General features: G+C 63.2%; 20 protein-coding genes. 8 read left to right on the top strand and 12 right to left on the bottom strand.

Translation table 11 applies throughout. From position 1 onward, the window contains the following. Nucleotides 1-93: 93 nt before the first annotated feature. From HOP03_11915 to HOP03_11905, 3 genes are all read right to left on the bottom strand, one after another. Nucleotides 94-1,941, bottom strand: a complete 1,848-nt coding sequence (locus HOP03_11915) for a hemolysin (protein ID NOT88876.1) — start codon at nt 1,939-1,941, stop codon at nt 94-96. A 59-nt stretch (nt 1,942-2,000) separates the two neighbouring features. After that, nucleotides 2,001-2,507 carry a hypothetical protein gene (locus HOP03_11910; protein NOT88875.1) on the bottom strand — a complete coding sequence of 169 codons (507 nt, stop codon included), beginning with the start codon at nt 2,505-2,507 and terminating at the stop codon, nt 2,001-2,003. Nucleotides 2,508-2,768: 261 nt separating this feature from the next. Beyond that, nucleotides 2,769-3,689, bottom strand: a complete 921-nt coding sequence (locus tag HOP03_11905) for a M14 family metallocarboxypeptidase (protein NOT88874.1) — start codon at nt 3,687-3,689, stop codon at nt 2,769-2,771. Nucleotides 3,690-3,851: 162 nt separating this feature from the next. Here HOP03_11905 and HOP03_11900 point away from each other — a divergent pair, with 162 nt between their 5' ends. Together HOP03_11900 and HOP03_11895 are read left to right on the top strand one after the other, a co-directional pair. After that, on the top strand, nt 3,852-4,574 hold the full coding sequence (locus tag HOP03_11900) for an RNA-binding protein (protein NOT88873.1): 723 nt from the start codon (nt 3,852-3,854) through the stop codon (nt 4,572-4,574). A 262-nt stretch (nt 4,575-4,836) separates the two neighbouring features. Then, nucleotides 4,837-5,136, top strand: coding sequence for a hypothetical protein (locus tag HOP03_11895; protein NOT88872.1), 300 nt, complete (start codon nt 4,837-4,839; stop codon nt 5,134-5,136). Nucleotides 5,137-5,220: 84 nt separating this feature from the next. Here HOP03_11895 and HOP03_11890 read toward each other — a convergent pair whose 3' ends face one another. The 3 genes from HOP03_11890 to HOP03_11880 form a co-directional block, all read right to left on the bottom strand. Then, nucleotides 5,221-5,385 carry a hypothetical protein gene (locus HOP03_11890; GenBank protein NOT88871.1) on the bottom strand — a complete coding sequence of 55 codons (165 nt, stop codon included), beginning with the start codon at nt 5,383-5,385 and terminating at the stop codon, nt 5,221-5,223. Between the two features lie 20 nt (nt 5,386-5,405). Then, on the bottom strand, nt 5,406-5,876 hold the full coding sequence (locus HOP03_11885; GenBank protein ID NOT88870.1) for a DUF1456 family protein: 471 nt from the start codon (nt 5,874-5,876) through the stop codon (nt 5,406-5,408). Nucleotides 5,877-5,966: 90 nt separating this feature from the next. Next, nucleotides 5,967-7,091 carry a hypothetical protein gene (locus HOP03_11880; GenBank protein ID NOT88869.1) on the bottom strand — a complete coding sequence of 375 codons (1,125 nt, stop codon included), beginning with the start codon at nt 7,089-7,091 and terminating at the stop codon, nt 5,967-5,969. A gap of 151 nt (nt 7,092-7,242) precedes the next feature. On the opposite strand from HOP03_11880, the gene HOP03_11875 reads away from it, so the two are divergent. After that, nucleotides 7,243-8,085: an SAM-dependent methyltransferase gene (locus HOP03_11875; GenBank protein NOT88868.1), complete on the top strand. Its 843-nt coding sequence runs from the start codon at nt 7,243-7,245 to the stop codon at nt 8,083-8,085. A gap of 67 nt (nt 8,086-8,152) precedes the next feature. On the opposite strand, the gene HOP03_11870 is transcribed toward HOP03_11875, so the two are convergent. Continuing rightward, on the bottom strand, nt 8,153-8,731 hold the full coding sequence (locus tag HOP03_11870; protein ID NOT88867.1) for a hypothetical protein: 579 nt from the start codon (nt 8,729-8,731) through the stop codon (nt 8,153-8,155). Between the two features lie 6 nt (nt 8,732-8,737). Continuing rightward, nucleotides 8,738-9,352, bottom strand: coding sequence for a hypothetical protein (locus HOP03_11865; GenBank protein NOT88866.1), 615 nt, complete (start codon nt 9,350-9,352; stop codon nt 8,738-8,740). A gap of 253 nt (nt 9,353-9,605) precedes the next feature. Here HOP03_11865 and HOP03_11860 point away from each other — a divergent pair, with 253 nt between their 5' ends. Next, a complete protein-coding gene (locus tag HOP03_11860; protein NOT88865.1) occupies nt 9,606-10,226 on the top strand; it encodes a dihydrofolate reductase in 621 nt (206 codons plus the stop codon). Between the two features lie 131 nt (nt 10,227-10,357). Continuing rightward, on the top strand, nt 10,358-10,837 hold the full coding sequence (locus HOP03_11855; protein NOT88864.1) for a VOC family protein: 480 nt from the start codon (nt 10,358-10,360) through the stop codon (nt 10,835-10,837). A 129-nt stretch (nt 10,838-10,966) separates the two neighbouring features. Here HOP03_11855 and HOP03_11850 read toward each other — a convergent pair whose 3' ends face one another. Further along, nucleotides 10,967-11,842, bottom strand: coding sequence for an acyltransferase (locus tag HOP03_11850; GenBank protein NOT88863.1), 876 nt, complete (start codon nt 11,840-11,842; stop codon nt 10,967-10,969). 434 nt (nt 11,843-12,276) lie between these two features. On the opposite strand from HOP03_11850, the gene HOP03_11845 reads away from it, so the two are divergent. The 3 genes from HOP03_11845 to HOP03_11835 are packed head-to-tail and all read left to right on the top strand — an operon-like array spanning nt 12,277 to nt 15,019. Beyond that, nucleotides 12,277-13,425 (top strand): SPFH domain-containing protein, encoded by a 1,149-nt coding sequence (locus HOP03_11845; GenBank protein NOT88862.1) that lies wholly within the window; start codon nt 12,277-12,279, stop codon nt 13,423-13,425. A 20-nt stretch (nt 13,426-13,445) separates the two neighbouring features. Then, the gene (locus HOP03_11840) at nt 13,446-14,756 is read left to right on the top strand and encodes a TFIIB-type zinc ribbon-containing protein (GenBank protein ID NOT88861.1); all 1,311 of its coding nucleotides are present in this window, start codon (nt 13,446-13,448) and stop codon (nt 14,754-14,756) included. Then, nucleotides 14,753-15,019 carry a hypothetical protein gene (locus HOP03_11835; protein NOT88860.1) on the top strand — a complete coding sequence of 89 codons (267 nt, stop codon included), beginning with the start codon at nt 14,753-14,755 and terminating at the stop codon, nt 15,017-15,019. The genes HOP03_11840 and HOP03_11835 overlap by 4 nt, the downstream gene beginning before the upstream one ends. A gap of 163 nt (nt 15,020-15,182) precedes the next feature. Here HOP03_11835 and HOP03_11830 read toward each other — a convergent pair whose 3' ends face one another. The 3 genes from HOP03_11830 to HOP03_11820 form a co-directional block, all read right to left on the bottom strand. Then, nucleotides 15,183-15,548 (bottom strand): hypothetical protein, encoded by a 366-nt coding sequence (locus HOP03_11830; GenBank protein NOT88859.1) that lies wholly within the window; start codon nt 15,546-15,548, stop codon nt 15,183-15,185. 78 nt (nt 15,549-15,626) lie between these two features. Further along, nucleotides 15,627-16,226: a hypothetical protein gene (locus HOP03_11825; protein ID NOT88858.1), complete on the bottom strand. Its 600-nt coding sequence runs from the start codon at nt 16,224-16,226 to the stop codon at nt 15,627-15,629. Between the two features lie 322 nt (nt 16,227-16,548). Beyond that, nucleotides 16,549-18,660: a hypothetical protein gene (locus tag HOP03_11820; protein ID NOT88857.1), complete on the bottom strand. Its 2,112-nt coding sequence runs from the start codon at nt 18,658-18,660 to the stop codon at nt 16,549-16,551. Nucleotide 18,661: the final 1 nt, after the last annotated feature.

Below are 18,661 nucleotides of genomic sequence, written 5' to 3'. Positions count from 1 at the left end.
GAACGCGGCCTACCTGTCACAAACGACAGGATGATCAATCCAAAGTACACGCCAACACGAAATCTATCGCGGGAATGATGCTCCGCTCTACACCTACCGCACCCTACCATCCAATTGCTGCTCCCGCTCCTGCACCGGCGTCGCAACCCCCTGCTGCCGCTGCGCTTCCACCTGCTGCACGCTCTCCCGCGCAGGCACGCTCGCCGCATCCTCCAGTCGGACATTCGATTGGAAGTTCGGTTCGCGGCCGGGGCCGTTGGGGAAATACGAAGTGAACAAACGGTCACCGTACACGCCGATGTCCTGCGGTTCGCGCACGACGCTTTCGCGGCGCCGGTATTCGGCCACGCCGGCGGCGGCGATGTTTTCGGTCTGCTCCTGGGTGAAGCCGCCGCCGTTGCGCTGCACGGCGCTGCGCATCTGGTCGAACAGCGCGCGGTCCTGCGGGCTGAGGCGTTCGATGGCCTGCGCGTTGGTTTCCTGCGCGGGCGGTGCGTCCGGCGTGGCGCGGCCTTCGCGGGTGGGGGCGTCCTGCAGGCGGATGCCCATGTCGCCGGCTGCGTAGTTCTCCACCCGCAGCGATTCGCCCTGTCCGTTGCTCACGGTGAGGTTGCTGCCGTCGACGACGTAGGTGAACTGGCCGTTGGCGCTGCGGTAAGTGTTGGCCGGGTCGCCTTCATTGCGCACGCCGCCGTTCAGCAGTTCGTCGCGTCCGCGTTCGTTGCGCCAGCGCAATTCGCCGCGACCATCGCTGTCCATCACCGTGTCGCCGGCATTGGCGACATAGGTGTCGTGGCCGATGCCGCCTTCCATGCGGTCGCGGCCGGCGCCACCGATCAGCACATCGTTGCCGCGATGCGCGCGCAGGGTGTCGTCGCCGCCGTTGCCGATCAGCAGATCGTTGCTGTCGACTTCGCGCGGCGCGTTGCCGCGCGTCATCCGCTGCGAATCGATGGTGGCGGCGTGGTCGGGATCGACATCCTGGGTGGTGTTGTTGCGCTGATCGACGCGCAGACCGGCGCCGGTGCGCAGGTCGCGACCGGGGTCCATGAAGATGGCGTCGGCAGCGAAGGCATTGTTGGCCAGACGGTCCGCGATATCCGGATGGTCGGTGCGCAGATCGGTGAGCAGACGATTGCGCGCGGGCTCCAGTGCGGCATTGATGGTGGGCACTTCGCCGAACAACTGCACCAGATCCGGATTGTTGCGGTTGGAGGTGGCGACCGCGTTGTGCGCGAGCGGCTGCGCGGTGCCGTCGAAACCGGTGCCCCATTCGCGCTCGTTGCGGGCGATGTCGTCGCGATGCAGTTGCAGCATGCGATATACGCCGCGCGCTTCGTCGCTGGTGACGTTCTGCGGATCGTCGTAGAGGCCGAAGGCCTGCGCCTCCATGCCGCGCCGCGAGCGGATACCGAGTTCGATATCCGGATCGGTATTGGTGCCGCGGCTGTTGTAGCGCAGTTGATACCAGGCCTCGGCGCGGTCGCCGTCGGCGACGGCTTCGGTGAAGCCCTGCATATGCGTGTCGACCCGGCCCGCGCCGCGGTTGTAGGTGACAGACACCAGCGCGGCACGTTCGTCCGACAGCGGCATATTCAGACGATTCGCGGGGCCTTCGTAATTCGGCAGGCTCGCGGTTTCCAACAGGCTGCGCGCTTCATCGCGGGTGATCTGGACGGGAAATGCGAGCCCGAGCGCGGTCTTCTGGTTCGCCGGAGCGTTGTCGATCGCGGTGAGCTGCTGCCTTTCCCTGTCGGAAAGCTGCACACCGGCCTGATCGAACAACGCAACATTGTTGTTGCGGTTGAAGGTATAGCCGTAACCGATCGTCGCCATGTTGTCGTTGTCGGGATACGGGGTGGCACGGTAACCCTCGAAGCGCTGGATCATCGCGCTGGCACGGCGGGCGTATTCTTCTCGGGTCAGTTCATCGTATTCCACGGCAGTCTCCTTGGTGCGTGGCGCACAGCGTCAGGGCAAACAACGGATGCTTTCGATATTCACTCCGGCCATCGGCAAGGCGCGTCCTTGACGGCTTTCACGTGTTCTACCTGACTGGCATCGGTGTTGCGCGTCAGTGCCTGTCGCTGCGGAATGATGGTGGGCTCCGGAAATTCGCCCGCTTTCACCATGCCGACGAGACGCCATTGGACGCGGTTGCCCGAACGTTCGATCGTGGCCAGATATTTCGCGCCGCTGCGGGTGGCATCGATCACCACCGTGGCCTTGTTGCCGCTGACGATGCCCAATACGGTGCCGGGCTGGCCTTCATCGAGACGCCCCAGGCCGACGGTGGCGACCTGATGTTCGCCGCAGAGGCGGTCGCCGTCCTGGACGAGGTAGAGGCTGAACCCCCCGCAGTCGCGGTCGGGATTCGCCTTGTCGCACCACTTCACCGACCATGCGCCGCTGAAATCGGGCTTGGCGGCATGTGCGGATTGCATCGGCATGCCAACAAGCAGGGCCGAGAACGCAGAGGCCAGGATGAAGCCATATCGGTTCAGCATGACGGGTTCCCTGTCGCGGTGTCGATGCGGTCACGCTACGGCGGGACCGATGCCGGGTCAAGCCGCCGGGGTCTCGTCACTTCAATTCATGAAGTGAATCGAACAGATCGATGGATCGGCGGATCGCGCTCTTTTGCTCGTCGTCCCCGCGCACGCGGGGATCCAGTGACTTTCAAGTGGCCTGCGCAGTGCGAAGACGCCGGGTTCCCGCGTTCGCGGGAACGACGACGCTTTTGTTTGGCGCTCGGAAATTCCGGCGACTTACCGCTGCGCCAACGCGAATTCGATCGCCGCGCACACCGCTGCAGCCTGCGCGGCATTGCATTGTTCGGGCGTGGCGCGCGGGCTGTCGGGGTAGACCTCGGTGGTGGTGCGGTAGCGCGCGGCGGTGATGCCTGCGCACAGGCCGAGCGACACGACCGGGTAATTGATGACGCCCGGCGCGACCACGGGCGAGCCGATGATCTCGCCGTTGGCATCGGCCGGTGCGATGTGGGTGACCTTCGCCACCGCCGCGATCACCGCCTGCTGGAACGCGGGCTGCGGGTCTTCGCTGTCGCCGACCAGATAGAAGCCGTCGGGAATTTCACCGGGTTCGGACGTCTTGCCGTCGCGTGCGGCCAATGCGGGCCGGAATTCGGATTCGTCGCTGTCGGTGGTTTCGTGAAGGTCGATATGCACGAGGATGCGGTCGCGCAGCGGTGCGACGAGTCGCATCAGTGCGGCGGATTCCTGCGCGGGGCTGTCTGCGCGGAACGAACGGTTGGGGTCGATCGCATCGTGGTTCCAGCGATGGATGCGCTCGTAGGCCCACGGGCTGACGCAGGGCGCGATCAGCAGATTGACGCGGCCGGCATAGTCCGCCGCATGCAGATCGGCGAATCGCAGCGCGCCGTGCACGCCGCTGGTTTCGTAACCGTGCACGCCGCCGGTGACCAGTACGCAGGGCAACGCGTCCTGCCAATCGCGACTCCTGAGCGCGAACAGCGGATAGGTGTCGGGCGGGTAATCGAGCTGGCCGTATTGCACCCCATCGAAGCGCGCGCGCAGTCGTTCGATCGCGCCGAGCACATCCGCCGCGTAGCTGCGGTGACGGATCTGGCGCGAGCGCCATTCGGCGATTTCGGCGGCGCCCCATGGCTGGCCGGGCGTGCCGATCGGGTAAAAGACGGTGTCGATCATCGGATGGCTCGCTCTGTCGTGATATCGGTGAACGCCGCAACACAGTAGCATTGCGCCGAAGCATGACGCCGAGCGCTGCAAACCATGCGGATCTCCGCGGTCGGCATTCCGATCCGCCCATACTCACTCGTGCACCGTCACGGACCCGCCCGAGACCGCCCCATGACCGAACCCAGCCGACTCTCCAAGCGCGTGGCCGAACTGGCCCGCTGCTCGCGCGCCGATGCCGACCTCTACATCGAAGGCGGCTGGGTGTCGGTGGACGGCAAGGTCATCGAGGCGCCGCAGCATCCGGTGACGGACGAATGCATCGAGATCGATCCCGACGCCGTGCTGGAAGCGCCCGAGCCCGCGACGATGCTGCTGCACAAGCCGGCTGGTTTCGATGCGATCGGCGGACGCAAGCCGGCCGCGACCCTGGTCAAGCCCACCTCGCGCTGGGCGGAAGATCCGTCCGGCATCCGCCAGTTGCAGAACCACTTCATCCGCTTGACGCCGCTGGTGCCGCTGGACACCGATGCCAGCGGTCTGATGGTGCTGACCCAGAACGGTCGCGTGTGGCGCCGGCTGACCGAGGATGCCGATCAGATCGAGCAGGAATACATCGTCGAAGTCAGCGGCGAGATCGGGCCGTACGGTCTGCGCCGTCTCAACGAGGGCCTGAGCTATCAGGGGCGCGAACTGCTGCCGTGCAAGGTGAGCTGGCAGAACGAATTCCGCCTGCGCTTCGCGATCCGCGCCGTGCGGCCAGGACAGATCCGCGACATGTGCGCACAGGTGGGGCTGCAGGCGACGTCGCTGCGACGCCTGCGCATCGGCCGGTTCTCGCTGGGAAAACTGCCGGTGGGCGAATGGCGTTATCTGCCGGCGGGCGAGAAGTTCTGAAGCCCGCGGCAACGACGCGGCATGATCGCCGATCGACGCAGCGCCAATGAATGCTTGCCGTATGCCGTCTGAATGCACGGCATCGCGCGCGCCTGCATCACGAAATGTTTCCGCCTCCATAACCGACGCTTACCGCGCCGGACACAGACTGGCTGCGCGATACGCATCTGATCGCACCATCTGCCCAGGAGGCATCATGACGCATGTGAACACACCCAACACTTCGAACAGGAATACGCCGAACACGTCGCAATCGAAGCGCATGGACAGATCGCTTTACGAGGATGAGCGTGCGCACTGGAAACAGCAGTTCTCCAACGAGCCCTACTACGAGTCCGGCCGCGATTTTTCGGACTACGACCAGGCCTATCGGATCGGCACGGAAGGGCGCGGGCTTCATTCCGGCAAACGATTCGAACAGGTCGAGCCGGATCTCCAGCGCGAATGGGAGCAGGGAAAGGACGCCACCAGCATCGGCTGGGACAAGGCGAGGCAGGCTGTACGCGCCGCCTGGGATCGCCTGGAACATGAGGCACCCGGCAAGAAAGCAGGCGCCCGGTAAAAAGCGCGCTGGCACAGTCGCTGAGCACACATCCCGGCGACCCGCCGCACACCCTCCCCATCGGAACCATCCCGGCGGGAGCGCTCAGCGCTCCCGCCGCAACCACGTGTCGAAGACCCGGATCGTGGACGCCGCCATCAGCGCACCGATCAATGCACTTGCACCGATGAAGCGCAGCGACAAGCCAGACGTTTCAGTATTGCGCGCGCGGGCACGTCGATCGAAGGCGCCTTTGAGCGCATCGCCCATGACGATGGTGCGCGGCTCGCTCAGGCGCCGCGTACGCGCAGGGTCAGGCCCTTGAGGAAATTGCGCAGCAGCTGATCGCCGCAGGCGCGATAGTTGTGGTGGCCGGGCTGGCGGAACAGCGCACTCAATTCCGGCTTGGAAATCGGAAAGCCGGCCACCGCGAAGACATCGTGCAGGTCGACGTCCTTCAATTCGAACGCGACGCGCAGTTTCTTCAGCACGAGGTTGTTGGTGACGCGCTTCTCCACCGGTCGCGGCGGCAGGCTGTCGTTGCGGCCCCGGAAATGGATCACCAATCCGTCGAGGAAGTGCGCAAGCACGCGGTCGCTGCACTCGACGTAATCGGGATCGTCCTCCCGACGCACGAACGCCTGCACCTCCGCTTTATCGAACGGCAATGCCGGGTCGACCAGCTTCGCGATCTCCACGACCTTGATGTCGCTCAGGTCGAGCATGTAGCGGATGCTGCGCAGCACGTCGTTGTTGATCATGGCTTCCGGGGGAGTGCGTCCGAAGACAAAGGTTACAGCGAAAAGAAAATCCACGGCAGCCGTTTTTCGATGAGCGCGAAGCATCCCTGCTCAGAGCCAGGCTTTCGAACGCTCGCGGATCCGTTCGATCAGGCGAAGCGCGCCCCACTGGTTGTAGGTCTGGGCGCTGGTATCGATGCCGCGGATGGCCTCCTCGGTTTCAGCGAGCATCGCGCCGAGGCGCGGATGCCTGGCTTGTTCGGCCGACAGCAGTGCTGCGTAGGGGTCGATGGCGTCGTGGATCGGCGACGCCGACATCGGTCTGGTGCCATAGGCGAGCGCGAGCGCGTCGACGCCATCGAGACCGCGCAGCGTTGGCAAGGCGAAGGTGCGCAGGCGCGTGGCGAGCCATGCGGCGAGCGGCGCGATGTCCTCTTCCCGGAAGATCCAGAATCCGGCGTCGCGCAGAAGATAATCCTGCATCGGGCCGGACCAGCCTTCCGCCACCCGCGCGAACGGGATTGCGGCCGAATCCTGCAGGCTCGTGACCGAGCCCTGATCCAGCGTCTTCTCGGCGACGATCGCCTCGTAGAGTCCCTTGATATGCACGGTGAACTCGACGCGCACACCATGGAACCACTCGGGACTGTCGACCGCGATCAGGTCGAAGCGCTGGTGACCCCATGCGCCGCGTCGTTCAAAGGTCGCATTCATCTGGTGCGTGCCCCAGACACTGGCGGCCACGCGTGGGAACCCGGCGGCTTCGGCGATGGGCTGGATCGTCACGAGCAGACGCTCCAGCAGTGCTTCCTTGCTCATCAGCCCGAACTTGCGCCGCCAGTCGGAATAGCGGCGATCCAACTGCCACAGTACGCGCGCATGGCGTTGCGCCGTGAGGTCGGCACCGAAGATCTCGTCGACGGAAGCGTCGGACTTCACGTTCATCGCCTCGATGAAGTCATGGATATGGTGCTTCTCGTAGTAATCGGCCGCGAACGCATTGCCTTCGACGCCGAGGTCGTCGTCGAGCAGCTTGCCGTCGCAGTGGTCGAACAGCAGGTCCAGGCCGCTGGTGCCACCGCTGCGCAGGGCGTCGGCCTCGGCCATCAGTTCATCGTTCGCCAACCCGCGACGGATCGCCCATTCCAGGAACAAGCCCATGTGCCGACCGCCGTTTTCGTTGGGCAGATCGGTCTCGAAATCGAGGAAGTAGTATTCGGCATCGTCGTATTTCATGGATGTCTGGCACGGAAGTGATGCGCGGGAAGTGATGCGCGAGTATATCGTCGGCAGTTCGGGGCCTGCGGTGAGGCGCAGCGGCGAACAGGGACGACGCGCAGACCGTACACCCACGGTATTCTGCCCGCCCGCTCCGAAGATCGCCCCCATGCCGCACTACGCAGGCCCCCTGCTCACCCGCCCGCTGGGCGAATCCATGCTCGCCGCGCACAAGTACGGCGCGGACACGTGGACCGGCTCGCTGGACCTCGGCCGTTCCAACGGCGAAGCGCGGCTGGACGCGGACGCATGGGAATGGCGCGGGCAGCGCTATCCCTGGCCCGGCAAGCTCAAGGACCGCACGATCCATTACTGGGATGGCGACGCGTTCACGGCGGTGTCGCGCTATTCCGGCGCGCTGATCAAACTGGTGCCCACCGAATGGGGCGCGCCGACTTTCGAGATCGACGGCATCAAGATGCTGCCCACCGCGAAGGCATCGCCGATCGAGGACGCGCGGCGCAAGGTGGCGCTGGTGCAGCCGCAGGGCAAGACCGTACTCGATACCTGCGGTGGGCTGGGCTACTTCGCCGCGTGCTGCCTGGAAGCCGGCGCCGCGCGCATCCAGTCGTTCGAGAAGAACGCCGACGTGCTGTGGCTGCGCACGCTCAACCCGTGGTCTCCCGATCCCGACGCGGCCGAATCCGGTGGTCGTCTGCAACTGACCCATGGCGATGTGACGCAGGCGATCGCGCAGATTCCGGATGCCTCGGTCGACGCGCTGCTGCACGACCCGCCGCGATTCGGTATCGCTGGCGAACTCTATTCGCAGATGTTCTACGACCAGCTCGCCCGCGTGCTGCGTCGCGGTGGCCGCCTGTTCCACTACACCGGCAGCCCGAACACCCTCACCAGCGGACGCAATGTGCCGCGCGAAGTCGCGACCCGCCTGGAAAAAGCGGGATTCAAGACCGAATTGGCGTTGGATGGCGTGTTGGGAGCGAAGCGGTAAAACGGAATCGGAGCGGGCTCATGAAAGCCCACTCCGACGCCATCACCACTTCAATGACGACAGTCTTTCAGTTCGCGATCGCGCCGGTCTGCGTGGCGCGGCGGAATTCGGGATCGGCGAACAGTTCGCCCAGCAGTTTCTGGACGGTGGCCGAATACCCCGTGATCGCGGCCGGAATGGCGATCGCACCGATGAACGAGGATTCCCACGCATTCTCGATGCGGATCGTCCGCGCGTACACCTGCTCGCCGCCCCGGGTGACGACGAAATCCGCCGCCATCGTCGCCTTGCCCTGGCTGGCGCCGGCCGCGCTCATCCGGTTCTCGACCAGCCGGCCGCTGACGACGGTCGCCGCCATGGGCTGGAATCGACCGGCCTCGCGCAGCTCGGTTGCCAGCGCATCCTTCAGGTACGTGGCGAACGTGCCGTCGGCGCCTCCGTTCAACGACGAACCGCGCATGCCGAGGCGACGGTTCTCGACACCGGCGGCAGCATCGAAACTGCCGACGTCGAGCTTGTCCCGATCGGACAGCAGGCGCTCGGTGTTATCGATACTGGGCTGGTAGGTGAGTGCCGGCGTGCTGACGCAGCCGGCAAGGGTGGCGAGCAGAGCGCCGCAGAACAGCAGACGGATGGACGGGCGCATGCGGGCTTACTCGAACGCGCCCTGGGTGGACAGCTGTTTCAGCCCGTTCCAGATCAGCTGGTCCATGATCACGTTCACCGCATCGGCCGGCGTCATCGGCGTCAGGCCTTCCGGGCCGGCCTTGTTGCCGATCGTGGAATGCAGCGCGTGCTTGACCGTCGTTTCGGTGGCTTTGCCGTCGCGCGTGTAGGTCATGGTGCACACGTAACCATCGGTGACCATCGAGCCGACGAGGCCGAAGGTGAGGCCGGTGCCGAAGCCCTTGGCCGCTGCGTTGTCGGTGATCGCGACATTGTCGATCATCACCTTGAGAACACCGCCGGACGGCGCTCCGCCCGCAGCCGCGATTTCCTTGAACAGACCGGATTCGGCAGCGACCGCGACCACCCGGGGACGGATCTGCGAAGTCGCCGCAGCGTTGGCCGCACCCTTGCTGCGGAATTCGAACAGGACCTGCACCGGCTTGGGTTCCGGCGCGACCACCAGATCGCCCTTGCCCGCCTTCGGCAGTGCCGGATCGACGTAGGATTTCATGGAAATGCAGCCGCTGAGGCCTGCGATCATCATCGTCGCGAGCGCGAGCAGACGCGCCGCATGGGTGATGCGGAAAGACATGGACATTGGACTTGCTCCCCTTTGGTTCTGTGACGGATGGCAGAAAAACCGCAGCGCCTTTATACGCGATCGGATCGGCGCCAGAAAGGGGGCGCGTCATGTGAAAAAGCGATCGAATGGCAGCGGCAGGACGGGCGCAAGCCCGCCTTGCGGGTCAGCGCGATGATTCACTGTTTTTTTACCCGGCGGCTGTCGATCCCCGGGGCCGTCGCTCGTCGGAGAAGAACAGGCCGACGTTTCATCCCCCGCAGGAGTGGACATGAGAAAACTCATCGTTGCCGCAATGATCAGCCTCGACGGCGTGATACAGGGGCCCGGCGGGCCCGACGAAGACCGCGACGGCGGCTTCGTCCACGGCGGTTGGGCGTGGCCCTACATCGACGAAGGCGACGACGTGATGGGCGGCGTGTTCTCGCGCCCGTTCGATCTGGTGCTGGGGCGCCGCACCTACGACATCTTCGCCGCGTACTGGCCGCATGTGCCGGGCGATGGCTCGTACGGGAACATCGCCGACGGATTCAACGCCGCCGCCAAGCACGTCGCCACGCATCGTCCCGACACGCTGGACTGGCGCAACAGCCGCGCGCTGGGTGGCGATGTCATCGACGCGCTGCGCGAACTCAAGCGCGTCGATGGCCCCGATCTGGTGACGCAGGGCAGCAGCGATCTCGTGCAGCAGTTGCTCGCCACGGATATCGTCGACGAACTGAGCCTGCTGGTCTTTCCGATCCTGCTCGGTCGTGGCAAGCGGCTGTTCGACAGCCGGACGCAGGCTGCGACCTTCAGGCTGGAAGCATCGACGACCTCACCCTCCGGCGTGCTGGTCGCCCGCCATGTCCGCGTGGGCGAGGTGCGGACCGGCACGATCGGGGAGGTCTGAACGCCCCCATCGGCTTTACACCGGTTCAAGAACGGGCCCGGATAATCGGGCCGACCATGTACCGACCCCCGACACAGGAGAACGACATGACTTCAAACAGCATGACTTCAAACGGCATGGCTTCCGGACGCATGGCCCCCAGGAACACGATCTGCCTCTGGTTCGACGGCACCGCGCTGGATGCCGCGATGTTCTACGCCGAGACCTTCTCCGACAGCGCGGTAACGGCCGTGCATCACGCGCCGGGCGATTATCCTTCCGGCAAGCAGGGCGACGTGCTGACGGTCGAGTTCACCGTACTGGGCATTCCGTGCATCGGCCTGAATGGCGGCCCGATGATCAAGCACAGCGAAGCGTTCTCGTTCCAGGTGGCCACCGACGATCAGGCCGAAACGGATCGGCTGTGGAACGCGATCGTCGACAACGGCGGCCAGGAAAGCGCGTGCGGCTGGTGCAAGGACCGGTGGGGCCTGTCGTGGCAGATCACCCCGCGCGTCCTCATCGATGCCTACACCGACCCGGACCCGGCGGTCGCCAAGCGCGCCTTCGACGCGATGATGACGATGCACAAGATCGATGTCGCCGCCATCGAGGCGGCGCGACGCGGGTGAGATCGCGGCAGCGCGGTGCGCACATGGTGTCGCGATTCCGTGGCGTGACGCGGCGCTTGCTCCGCGTTGCGCAGGGAATGGCAGGCGCAGGCCCGCCATCCATTCGCTATCCGTCGTTGTGGCTTCCACTCACCCCAGCAAGCGCGTGATCTCCGCATCCTTCTCTTCCCAGATCGCGTTCATCCATTGCTGGAAGCGGGCCCGGAACGCGCGATCGTCCTGATAACTGCCGCCGATCAGCGCATCCGGGATCGGACGCTGCCGGATCGCCACGCGTACCTCCTCCATGCGCCCGCCGATCAGATCCAGCATCGAAGGCCGACCGCCGGGATAGACGATCGTGACGTCGAGTATCGCGTGCAGGCTCTCGCCCATCGCATCGATCACGAATGCCACACCGCCGGATTTCGGCTTGAGCAGATGACGATACGGCGACGCCTGCGAAGCGTGCTTTTCCGGCCTGAACCGGGTGCCTTCCACGAAGTTCATCACCGCGACGGGGATGCTGCGGAACTTCTCGCAGGCACGACGCGTGGCCTCCATGTCGCGCTTGCCCAGCGCCGGATTCTTCGCGATCTGCTTGCGCGTGTAGCGCCCCATGAACGGGAAATCCAGCGCCCACCAGCACAACCCGAGCACCGGCACCCAGATCAGTTGGCGCTTCAGGAAAAAACGCAGGAACGGAATCCGCCGGTTGAAGACCTTCTGCAACACCAGAATATCCACCCAGCTCTGGTGGTTGGCCAGCACCAGATAGTGGCCATCCGCATGCAGCGGTGTCGATTCGCTGACATGGAAGCAGATGCGCGTGAAGCGGTCGATCATGGCGCTGTTGGCCGCGATCCAGCTTTCGCCCAGGCCCGTCAGCACCGGGTTGCAGGCCAGCCGCGCCCGCTCGAACGGCAGTACGGCTTTTGACACCGCGACAGCCAGCAGGGGCAATGCATGCACCAGCGTATTGGCCACGATCAACAGCAGAATCGGCACCACACGCAACCACACCATGAAGGACACCGGCTTCCACCCATCGACGAAGACCCGGAAGCCTATCAAACATCCGTCGATGGGAAGGAGACGAGGGCCGTTTTCCCAAGTGCATGGCCAGGAAGGGAAGCGCCCGGCAACCCCGCGCTCGCCAGCAGGGCGTCGGATGAGCTTGGACTTGAAGCCCATCGGCCCGCCGATTCCGGTGCTGCGATCCTTCCGTTGCACCCGCTGGCCGCTCCCGTGCAAACGAGCGATTGCGTCGGGCGCGCATCGCGCCGCTGGCGCCGCAGTGGTGGCGTTGCGCTGCGCTTGCTTCATCGCACGTGCTGTCTCGCGGAGTCCTTGCCGCCCGACCGCCATGCGGGTTGCCGGTCATTCGCGTGACCTTGGCGCGTGTATAGTTCGCCAGCATGGCGGGCATGGCGCCCAGCCACGAATCGTGGAGAGTGGTCATGGGTCTTGTACAGGCGGTCACGGGTGCGGTCGGCGGCATGTTCGCGGACCAGTGGAAGGACTTCTACACGGTGCCGGCCGGCCTGCCGTCGACGGCGGCGCTGTTCGCGGCGGTCCCGCAGGGCACCAATGCCGGGCGTGGCTCGAACACCAGCGGCTCCTCCAACATCATCACCAACGGGTCGAAGATCGTCGTGCCCGAAGGCTACGGGCTGCTGCTGTTCCAGGACGGCAAGATCACCGGCTTCGTCGCCGAGCCCGGCGGCTACGAGTGGCGCTCGGACGACCTCAACTCGCAGTCCATCTTCGCCGGCGACGGCATCGTCAGCCCGCTGATCACGCAAAGTTGGGAACGCTTCAAGTTCGGCGGCCAGCCGGGCTCGCAGCAGGCCGCCTTCTTCGTCTCGCTGAAGGAACTGCCGGACAACCGTTTCGGTACGCAGTCCGAGATCTACTGGGACGACGGCTTCCTCAACACCCAGGTCGGCGCGGTCACGCGCGGCTCGTACACGCTGAAGATCGTCGATCCGATCCTGTTCGTGAAGAACTTCGTGCCGGCCAGCTTTCTGCAGCCGGGCCAGGTCTTCGATTTCACCGACCACGACAACGCCGCCGCCAGCCAGCTGTTCAACGAAGTCGTCGGCTCGCTCGCGCCGGCCTTCAGCCTGTACACGAACGATCCGTCCAAGGGCAATCGCATCACCAAGCTGCAGCAGGATTCGCTCGGCTTCGCGAAAAGCCTGTCCGATGCGGTCGAGCAGGGCTACCAGTGGAAGTCCGATCGCGGCCTGGCCATCGTCAAGACCGCCATCGTCTCGATCGAGTACGACGCGAACACCCGCGAACTGCTCAAGACCGTGCAGCGCGCGGATGCGCTGTCCGGTTCGCGCGGCAACTCGAACCTGCAGGCCAGCGTGGCGCAGGGCATCCAGTCGGCGGGAGAAAACGGCGGCGCTGCGGGCCTCATGGGCGTGGGCATGGCATCGGGCATGCTCGGCATCGGAAGCATGCAGCAGCCGGTGGCGCCCGCCGCGCCCGCTGCGGATGACCCGGTCGCCAAACTGAAGAAGGCCAAGGAGATGCTGGACCTCGGCCTGATCACCCAGGACGACTACGACGCGCTCAAGGCCAAGGCACTGGGCCTGTAAGCCGCAGGCGCGCAGCGACCATGTCCGACTTCAAGACGCCGCCGCCGTTGCCGCCCGTCACCGGCCCGGGTTCGCCGCAGGACGTGCCGCCGTTGCCCGGCAGCCTGCCGATCGACCCGGCCACCCTGCCCGACGCGATCCGCGAGGAACTCGAAGCGCCCGATCCGGTCGCCATCGACACCGCCGCAGCCGAGCTCAGCGACGGCCTCAACCGCTGCCCGAAATGCGGCTCGACCGACATCCGCCACAAGCTCGGCACCGATCTGCTGGTCTGCCTGTACTGCCGCAACGAATGGGACGGCGCGCGGGTCGAGGAGCTGTTCGGATTCGGCGAAGGCATCGACCAGCTCAAGGGCACGGTCATCGCCTCGGGCGCGCGCGACATCGCCGCCGACGCCGCCGTGCTGATGACCTTCAAATGCACCGGCTGCGGCGCCGAGGTCACGGTCAACACCGAAAGCGCGATGACCGCGCGCTGCCACTGGTGCCGCCACGTCTTCGGCGTCAACGAACAGGTGGCCAACGGCGCGGTGCCCGACGCGGTGCTGCCCTTCCACATCAAGAAGGACGACGCGGTCGCGCGCATCCGCCAGTTCGTCGACAAGCGGCGGCTGTTCGCGCTGAAGGAATTCAAGGAACAGTTCACGCCCGAGAACGTCGTCGGCGTGTACCTGCCGTACATGATCGTCGACGGCAACGCGAGCGCCGACGTCGCCGGCAAGGGCGAGATCAAGACCCGCGAATACACGCGCGGCACCGACAACAACAAGAAGACCTACTACGACGCCGACGTGTACCAGTTGCAGCGCCACGTGGATTTCACCGTGGACGACCTGCCGCTGGAATCGTCCACCGAGCGCGGCAACCTGGACGTGCGCGTCAACACCAACAACATCATCAACACCATCCTGCCGTTCGACACCAAGAACGCGGTGAAGTGGAACGCCTCGTACCTCTCGGGCTTCACCTCCGAGAAGCGCAATAGCAACGTCGAGCATCTGCACCCGCGCCTGGAAGATCAGTTGCTGTCGATCGCCCGCGCCCAGGTCCAGGCCTCGGTGCGCCGCTACGACCGCGGCGTACGCTGGGAACAGGAAAAGCTCGACGTCCACGGCACGCGCTGGGTCTCCATGTACCTGCCGGTCTGGCTGTACTCGTACCACCAGCCCGGTGCTAAAGGCGGCATGCTGCACTACATCGCGGTGAACGGCCGCACCGGCGAAACCATGGGCAGCGTGCCGGTGCAGCAGTGGAAACTGCTGCTGGCCGCGCTCACCGTCGGCACCATCCTCGAAACCATCGCCATCGCGATCCTGGCAGGTTCCTCATGAGCGACGACGGCGGACTCTGGCTGCTGGCGGCCGGCCCGGTCGGCGCCACCGCGCTGTACTGGGCCTTGTACCGGTATTACCGCAATACCGACAAATCGCACGGCTTCGAGCACGAGACGAAAGTCGAGGCGAAGCCGGTGACGGGCGCGGAGTCGGACACGAAGGTCGACACGATCGAAGGCACGCAGCAAACGCGCATCGACGGCGACAACGTGGGCGCGTACCGCGCGCGCGTGCAGCGCATCACGGACGAGTCTTCCTGATCAACACCGGCAACGCGTAGGGTGGAGCAAGCGCAGCGCAACTCCACCATCGAATCGGCGAAAGCCCACCCATCGACCAGAGAGTGAAAAACAGTCGATCGCACCAGGAAATATGCCGCGTCTCAATGGTGGAGTTGCGCTGCGCTTACTCCACCCTACTCGCTCATCTCCGCAGCAGCAGCGCCGGCAGTGCCACCAGCGCGATTGCGAAAATGATGCCCAGCACCGCCGACAACACGCGCATCGGCTCGTTGCGCAGCACGGTCATGAACGTGCCAGCGGTGCCGTCCCGGCGGGCCGCCTCGTTCTCGGCCCGAACGCGCGCAGCGCGCTGCGCCTGATACCCGGCCATCGCACGCTTGGCCTCCGCGAAGGCCGCATCTTCGCGCACCCATATTCCGCCCAGCGAGATATTCCAGAACCCGGGCGAGGTCTCGTAGTACGCGATCTCGTGGTCTTCGAGCAGCGCACGCACATCGTCCGCCTCGTCGTCGGGCACATTGCGCAGATTGAGCAGGAGCTTGGCCATGCGTCGATGATAACAACCGCTGCGCTTCGGGGCGGGCTCAATGACCCGTGATTTAAAACACCCCTGCGGGTTGACCGCTTAGAGCGCCGTCAGCGCGTATCCCACCCACTGCGATCCCGTGACCTGCAGCCTCCCGCCCGCGATCGCCTCGGTCCGGGTCAGGCTGAATTCCTCCTGCAAAAGCCTCATGCCCTGCATCGTGAACTGCGACACGACCGCGACATGGATCGGGCCGCGGAAGTCCTCCATCAGAACACCTCCGGGCCAGACAATCCGGGGCTCGTGGATCGGATCGTCACCCATGCGGATCGATACTTCGACACGGATCGGAAAGTTGTTGACGACGCGCACCGCGTTCATCGCCAGATCCGTGGACACCTGGCGAATGACCGCGCGAGTCGCCTGCGGATTGATGCTGTCGATCGAGAATCCGGCAGTGGTCTCGGAGAAGGCGACAGGCACCGTCGTATTTTCCAGATGGGCAGGGTTGGACGGATCGCCGGAATAGTGGGCCTGCACGGTGAAATCCGAAGGAAGGATCACCTTCGTCGAACCACCCGGAGGCGGTGACGCGATCCTCCAGGCGATGGGGGCCAGATCGGGATTCAGCACCGGCGTCTTGAACAGCGCCAGACGCACCATCTCACGGGTATTGTTGATCAGCGTGATACTCGCCATGCGCAACGCTTCCTCATTCCCTGTGTCTTCGAGACGAAGACGTTCCTTTGCATGAAGCGGCTCCGGCAGCGCGCTCGTACCGGCAAAAAACGCATTACCGCGTGAAATCCGGCCAGCCCACCGTAGCATCGTAGGGTGGGCCCTGGCCCACCATCGCGCTCCCTCGCGATGAAATCCAATGCATCTAAATGTAATCACGGGGCGATGCATCGGACACGGCTCGGATCATTCAGTGGTGGGCCAGGGGGCCTACTTACTTTCTGAAAAAGTCAGACACGCTCAAGGTAAAGTGCACTCTGACCCCTGTTTTTCTTCGTGCAGGCTACAACTTCGTGGCAATTTTCGATTTCAGTGCCGCCTGAAGAACATCAGGAATTCGTCCATCACACACAATATCCAAAGCAGAACTGGCGCGACTTGATCCCAAATAGATCGCAGTGAGTTCACGCAACTTGGCGTGAGCATTTGCTGGCCGCGCCAACCCTGAAACGATTAGTATGACATCTGTAAATTGTGTCCCGCCGATAAACTGCCAAGAAGAAACAATCGCAGTTTTCCGCTGGTAACTCAATAGCTCGACATCATCAAAACTTGCAAGCCTGACTGCTGCGAAACCAGCGCTCTTGAGCCCATCAAAAACTGCGTCCTCCAAAGGTGATATGCATACTACGCAAAGCCTGCGCCCTTTTTCCTTCGCAGAATCAACCTCCCGCGCCCTGCCCACGCAAAACTGCGCAATAGCCTCCTTCCCGGTTAGCTGGACGATATGCGGCTTACGAGACCTTGCTTCAGCCCTTGAGACCTTAATAGCTGTAGCATTCAGAGGAAACCGAGAATACAAGTAGCTAATGAACTCGAACAATCCCGCCCTAAATCGATGCGTCTCTTCGAGATACACATCGCTTCGCGCACGCAAAGCCTCAGACCGCTCATTAACCGTAGAAAACATTCCTTGAGAAGGATCCTCAACGGAGAGAAATACCATCCCCGGCTTTGCACGGGAAAGCAACGAGATCGCCATGCGCTCTTGAGCATCAAAGAGCTGGAGCTCATCAATTAGAATAAAGTCATAGCCTTCTGTTTCTCGCTTGACGTTCCATGTAAATGTTTCAAAAACGCGAATACAATCGAGCACCAACTGATCGGTAGTAATAACACCAAGATCAACCAACTGCTCCATTAGCCGTTCGGATACACGCAAACAAAGCTCACGATCTGAGCGCGTGAAAAAAGGAGGCAAAGAATCCTCTCGCTTGGCAGATAGGTACTCAGCAACCTTGTCACTATCCCCCGTGAGAATTCCTTGCGGGGACAAAACGCCGACAACCTCTTCATATAGGTCAAGCACAAGCTCATTCCGGGCATGCGAACCCTGATCTCCTTCCAGGCCCCGTAAAATGTGAGGCGAGAGGGTGATGCGCGCTGAAGCGCTGAGTTTAGCGGCCGACTCCGCCAAGAACCGATCAAGCAGTTCCATCACTCGGCGCTGACCATCAGCACTATCTTCACCTAGTACGGAGCCAGCTATTTGCCCCACATTACCTGCATGTGATTGAAGAACGTACTGGAGAGGAAGAACAGAAATAGACTGCACAGCATGGCCGCCATTCAGCGACATGAGCACCCCGTCTATCCGCTCGGCCATCGCCCAACTATGCGTTGCGATTAGTATCTTCTTTCGCCCACCAATTACACTCTCATCACGTGAAAGACGAATTGCACGCATGCACAGTGTTAACGTCTTACCACTGCCCGCCGGCCCGATGACGCGAATTGAAGAGTCGAGTGGACTATTAACTATTTGAGCTTGCTCATTCTTTAGCAACTTCAACCAGTATTCGTATGAGTAGCCCTGTACGACAGCTTCGCTGCCAATTGTTTTCAAGTCAAACTGCTCTGAGAAGCTTTTATCTATAGCCTCCTTTACTACTTCGGCAGTAACCGTATCTGCCCACTCTTGATACGATGCAGCGCTAGGTGTACTAGGAGGCACCCACTCAGCGAGATCTTTCTGGCGCTTTTTGTCAGTTAGACCAAGAAATCTAACAACCTTGGCGCTACCATCAATCTCCGTCAGCCACCGTTGACTACCCTCATCTTCCCCCACCGCAAAGAAAGCAAGTCGATTCTTGTGGTGGAACTCAGCCCAGCTACGAGGCAGATGCACAGGAGGCATAGCAGCGGCCTTTAGAACACGCCCGATTCGCGTATAGATCGTATCGGGATCTCCATTTAGCGATTCTAATGCCGCGACATCGACAAGCGCTCGGAATTCTTCTGCACGTTCGCGACCCGTTGCAAATGCCCGGAGATCGGGCTCCAAGGCAGCCGAACGAAGACCAGAGACTGACAAGGCGGAAACTTTTTGCTTCGCATTCCTGCCGCTGACGATTACTTGAATTGCGCTCTCACTCAGAAGTATAAATTTTTCCATT

The sequence above is a fragment of the Lysobacter sp. genome (assembly GCA_013141175.1).
Classification (GTDB): domain Bacteria; phylum Pseudomonadota; class Gammaproteobacteria; order Xanthomonadales; family Xanthomonadaceae; genus Lysobacter_I.
This window is presented reverse-complemented; position numbering and strand designations above follow the sequence as displayed.

Excerpts from the sequence above, each read along its gene's own strand:
- HOP03_11910 (NOT88875.1), bottom strand. The coding sequence starts at position 2,507 with ATGCTGAACCGATATGGCTTCATCCTGGCCTCTGCGTTCTCGGCCCTG.
- HOP03_11905 (NOT88874.1), bottom strand. The coding sequence starts at position 3,689 with ATGATCGACACCGTCTTTTACCCGATCGGCACGCCCGGCCAGCCATGG.
- HOP03_11900 (NOT88873.1), top strand. The coding sequence starts at position 3,852 with ATGACCGAACCCAGCCGACTCTCCAAGCGCGTGGCCGAACTGGCCCGC.
- HOP03_11895 (NOT88872.1), top strand. The coding sequence starts at position 4,837 with ATGGACAGATCGCTTTACGAGGATGAGCGTGCGCACTGGAAACAGCAG.
- HOP03_11890 (NOT88871.1), bottom strand. The coding sequence starts at position 5,385 with ATGGGCGATGCGCTCAAAGGCGCCTTCGATCGACGTGCCCGCGCGCGC.
- HOP03_11885 (NOT88870.1), bottom strand. The coding sequence starts at position 5,876 with ATGATCAACAACGACGTGCTGCGCAGCATCCGCTACATGCTCGACCTG.
- HOP03_11880 (NOT88869.1), bottom strand. The coding sequence starts at position 7,091 with ATGAAATACGACGATGCCGAATACTACTTCCTCGATTTCGAGACCGAT.
- HOP03_11875 (NOT88868.1), top strand. The coding sequence starts at position 7,243 with ATGCCGCACTACGCAGGCCCCCTGCTCACCCGCCCGCTGGGCGAATCC.
- HOP03_11870 (NOT88867.1), bottom strand. The coding sequence starts at position 8,731 with ATGCGCCCGTCCATCCGTCTGCTGTTCTGCGGCGCTCTGCTCGCCACC.
- HOP03_11865 (NOT88866.1), bottom strand. The coding sequence starts at position 9,352 with ATGTCCATGTCTTTCCGCATCACCCATGCGGCGCGTCTGCTCGCGCTC.
- HOP03_11860 (NOT88865.1), top strand. The coding sequence starts at position 9,606 with ATGAGAAAACTCATCGTTGCCGCAATGATCAGCCTCGACGGCGTGATA.
- HOP03_11855 (NOT88864.1), top strand. The coding sequence starts at position 10,358 with ATGGCCCCCAGGAACACGATCTGCCTCTGGTTCGACGGCACCGCGCTG.
- HOP03_11850 (NOT88863.1), bottom strand. The coding sequence starts at position 11,842 with ATGGTGTGGTTGCGTGTGGTGCCGATTCTGCTGTTGATCGTGGCCAAT.
- HOP03_11845 (NOT88862.1), top strand. The coding sequence starts at position 12,277 with ATGGGTCTTGTACAGGCGGTCACGGGTGCGGTCGGCGGCATGTTCGCG.
- HOP03_11840 (NOT88861.1), top strand. The coding sequence starts at position 13,446 with ATGTCCGACTTCAAGACGCCGCCGCCGTTGCCGCCCGTCACCGGCCCG.
- HOP03_11835 (NOT88860.1), top strand. The coding sequence starts at position 14,753 with ATGAGCGACGACGGCGGACTCTGGCTGCTGGCGGCCGGCCCGGTCGGC.
- HOP03_11830 (NOT88859.1), bottom strand. The coding sequence starts at position 15,548 with ATGGCCAAGCTCCTGCTCAATCTGCGCAATGTGCCCGACGACGAGGCG.
- HOP03_11825 (NOT88858.1), bottom strand. The coding sequence starts at position 16,226 with ATGGCGAGTATCACGCTGATCAACAATACCCGTGAGATGGTGCGTCTG.
- HOP03_11820 (NOT88857.1), bottom strand. The coding sequence starts at position 18,660 with ATGGAAAAATTTATACTTCTGAGTGAGAGCGCAATTCAAGTAATCGTC.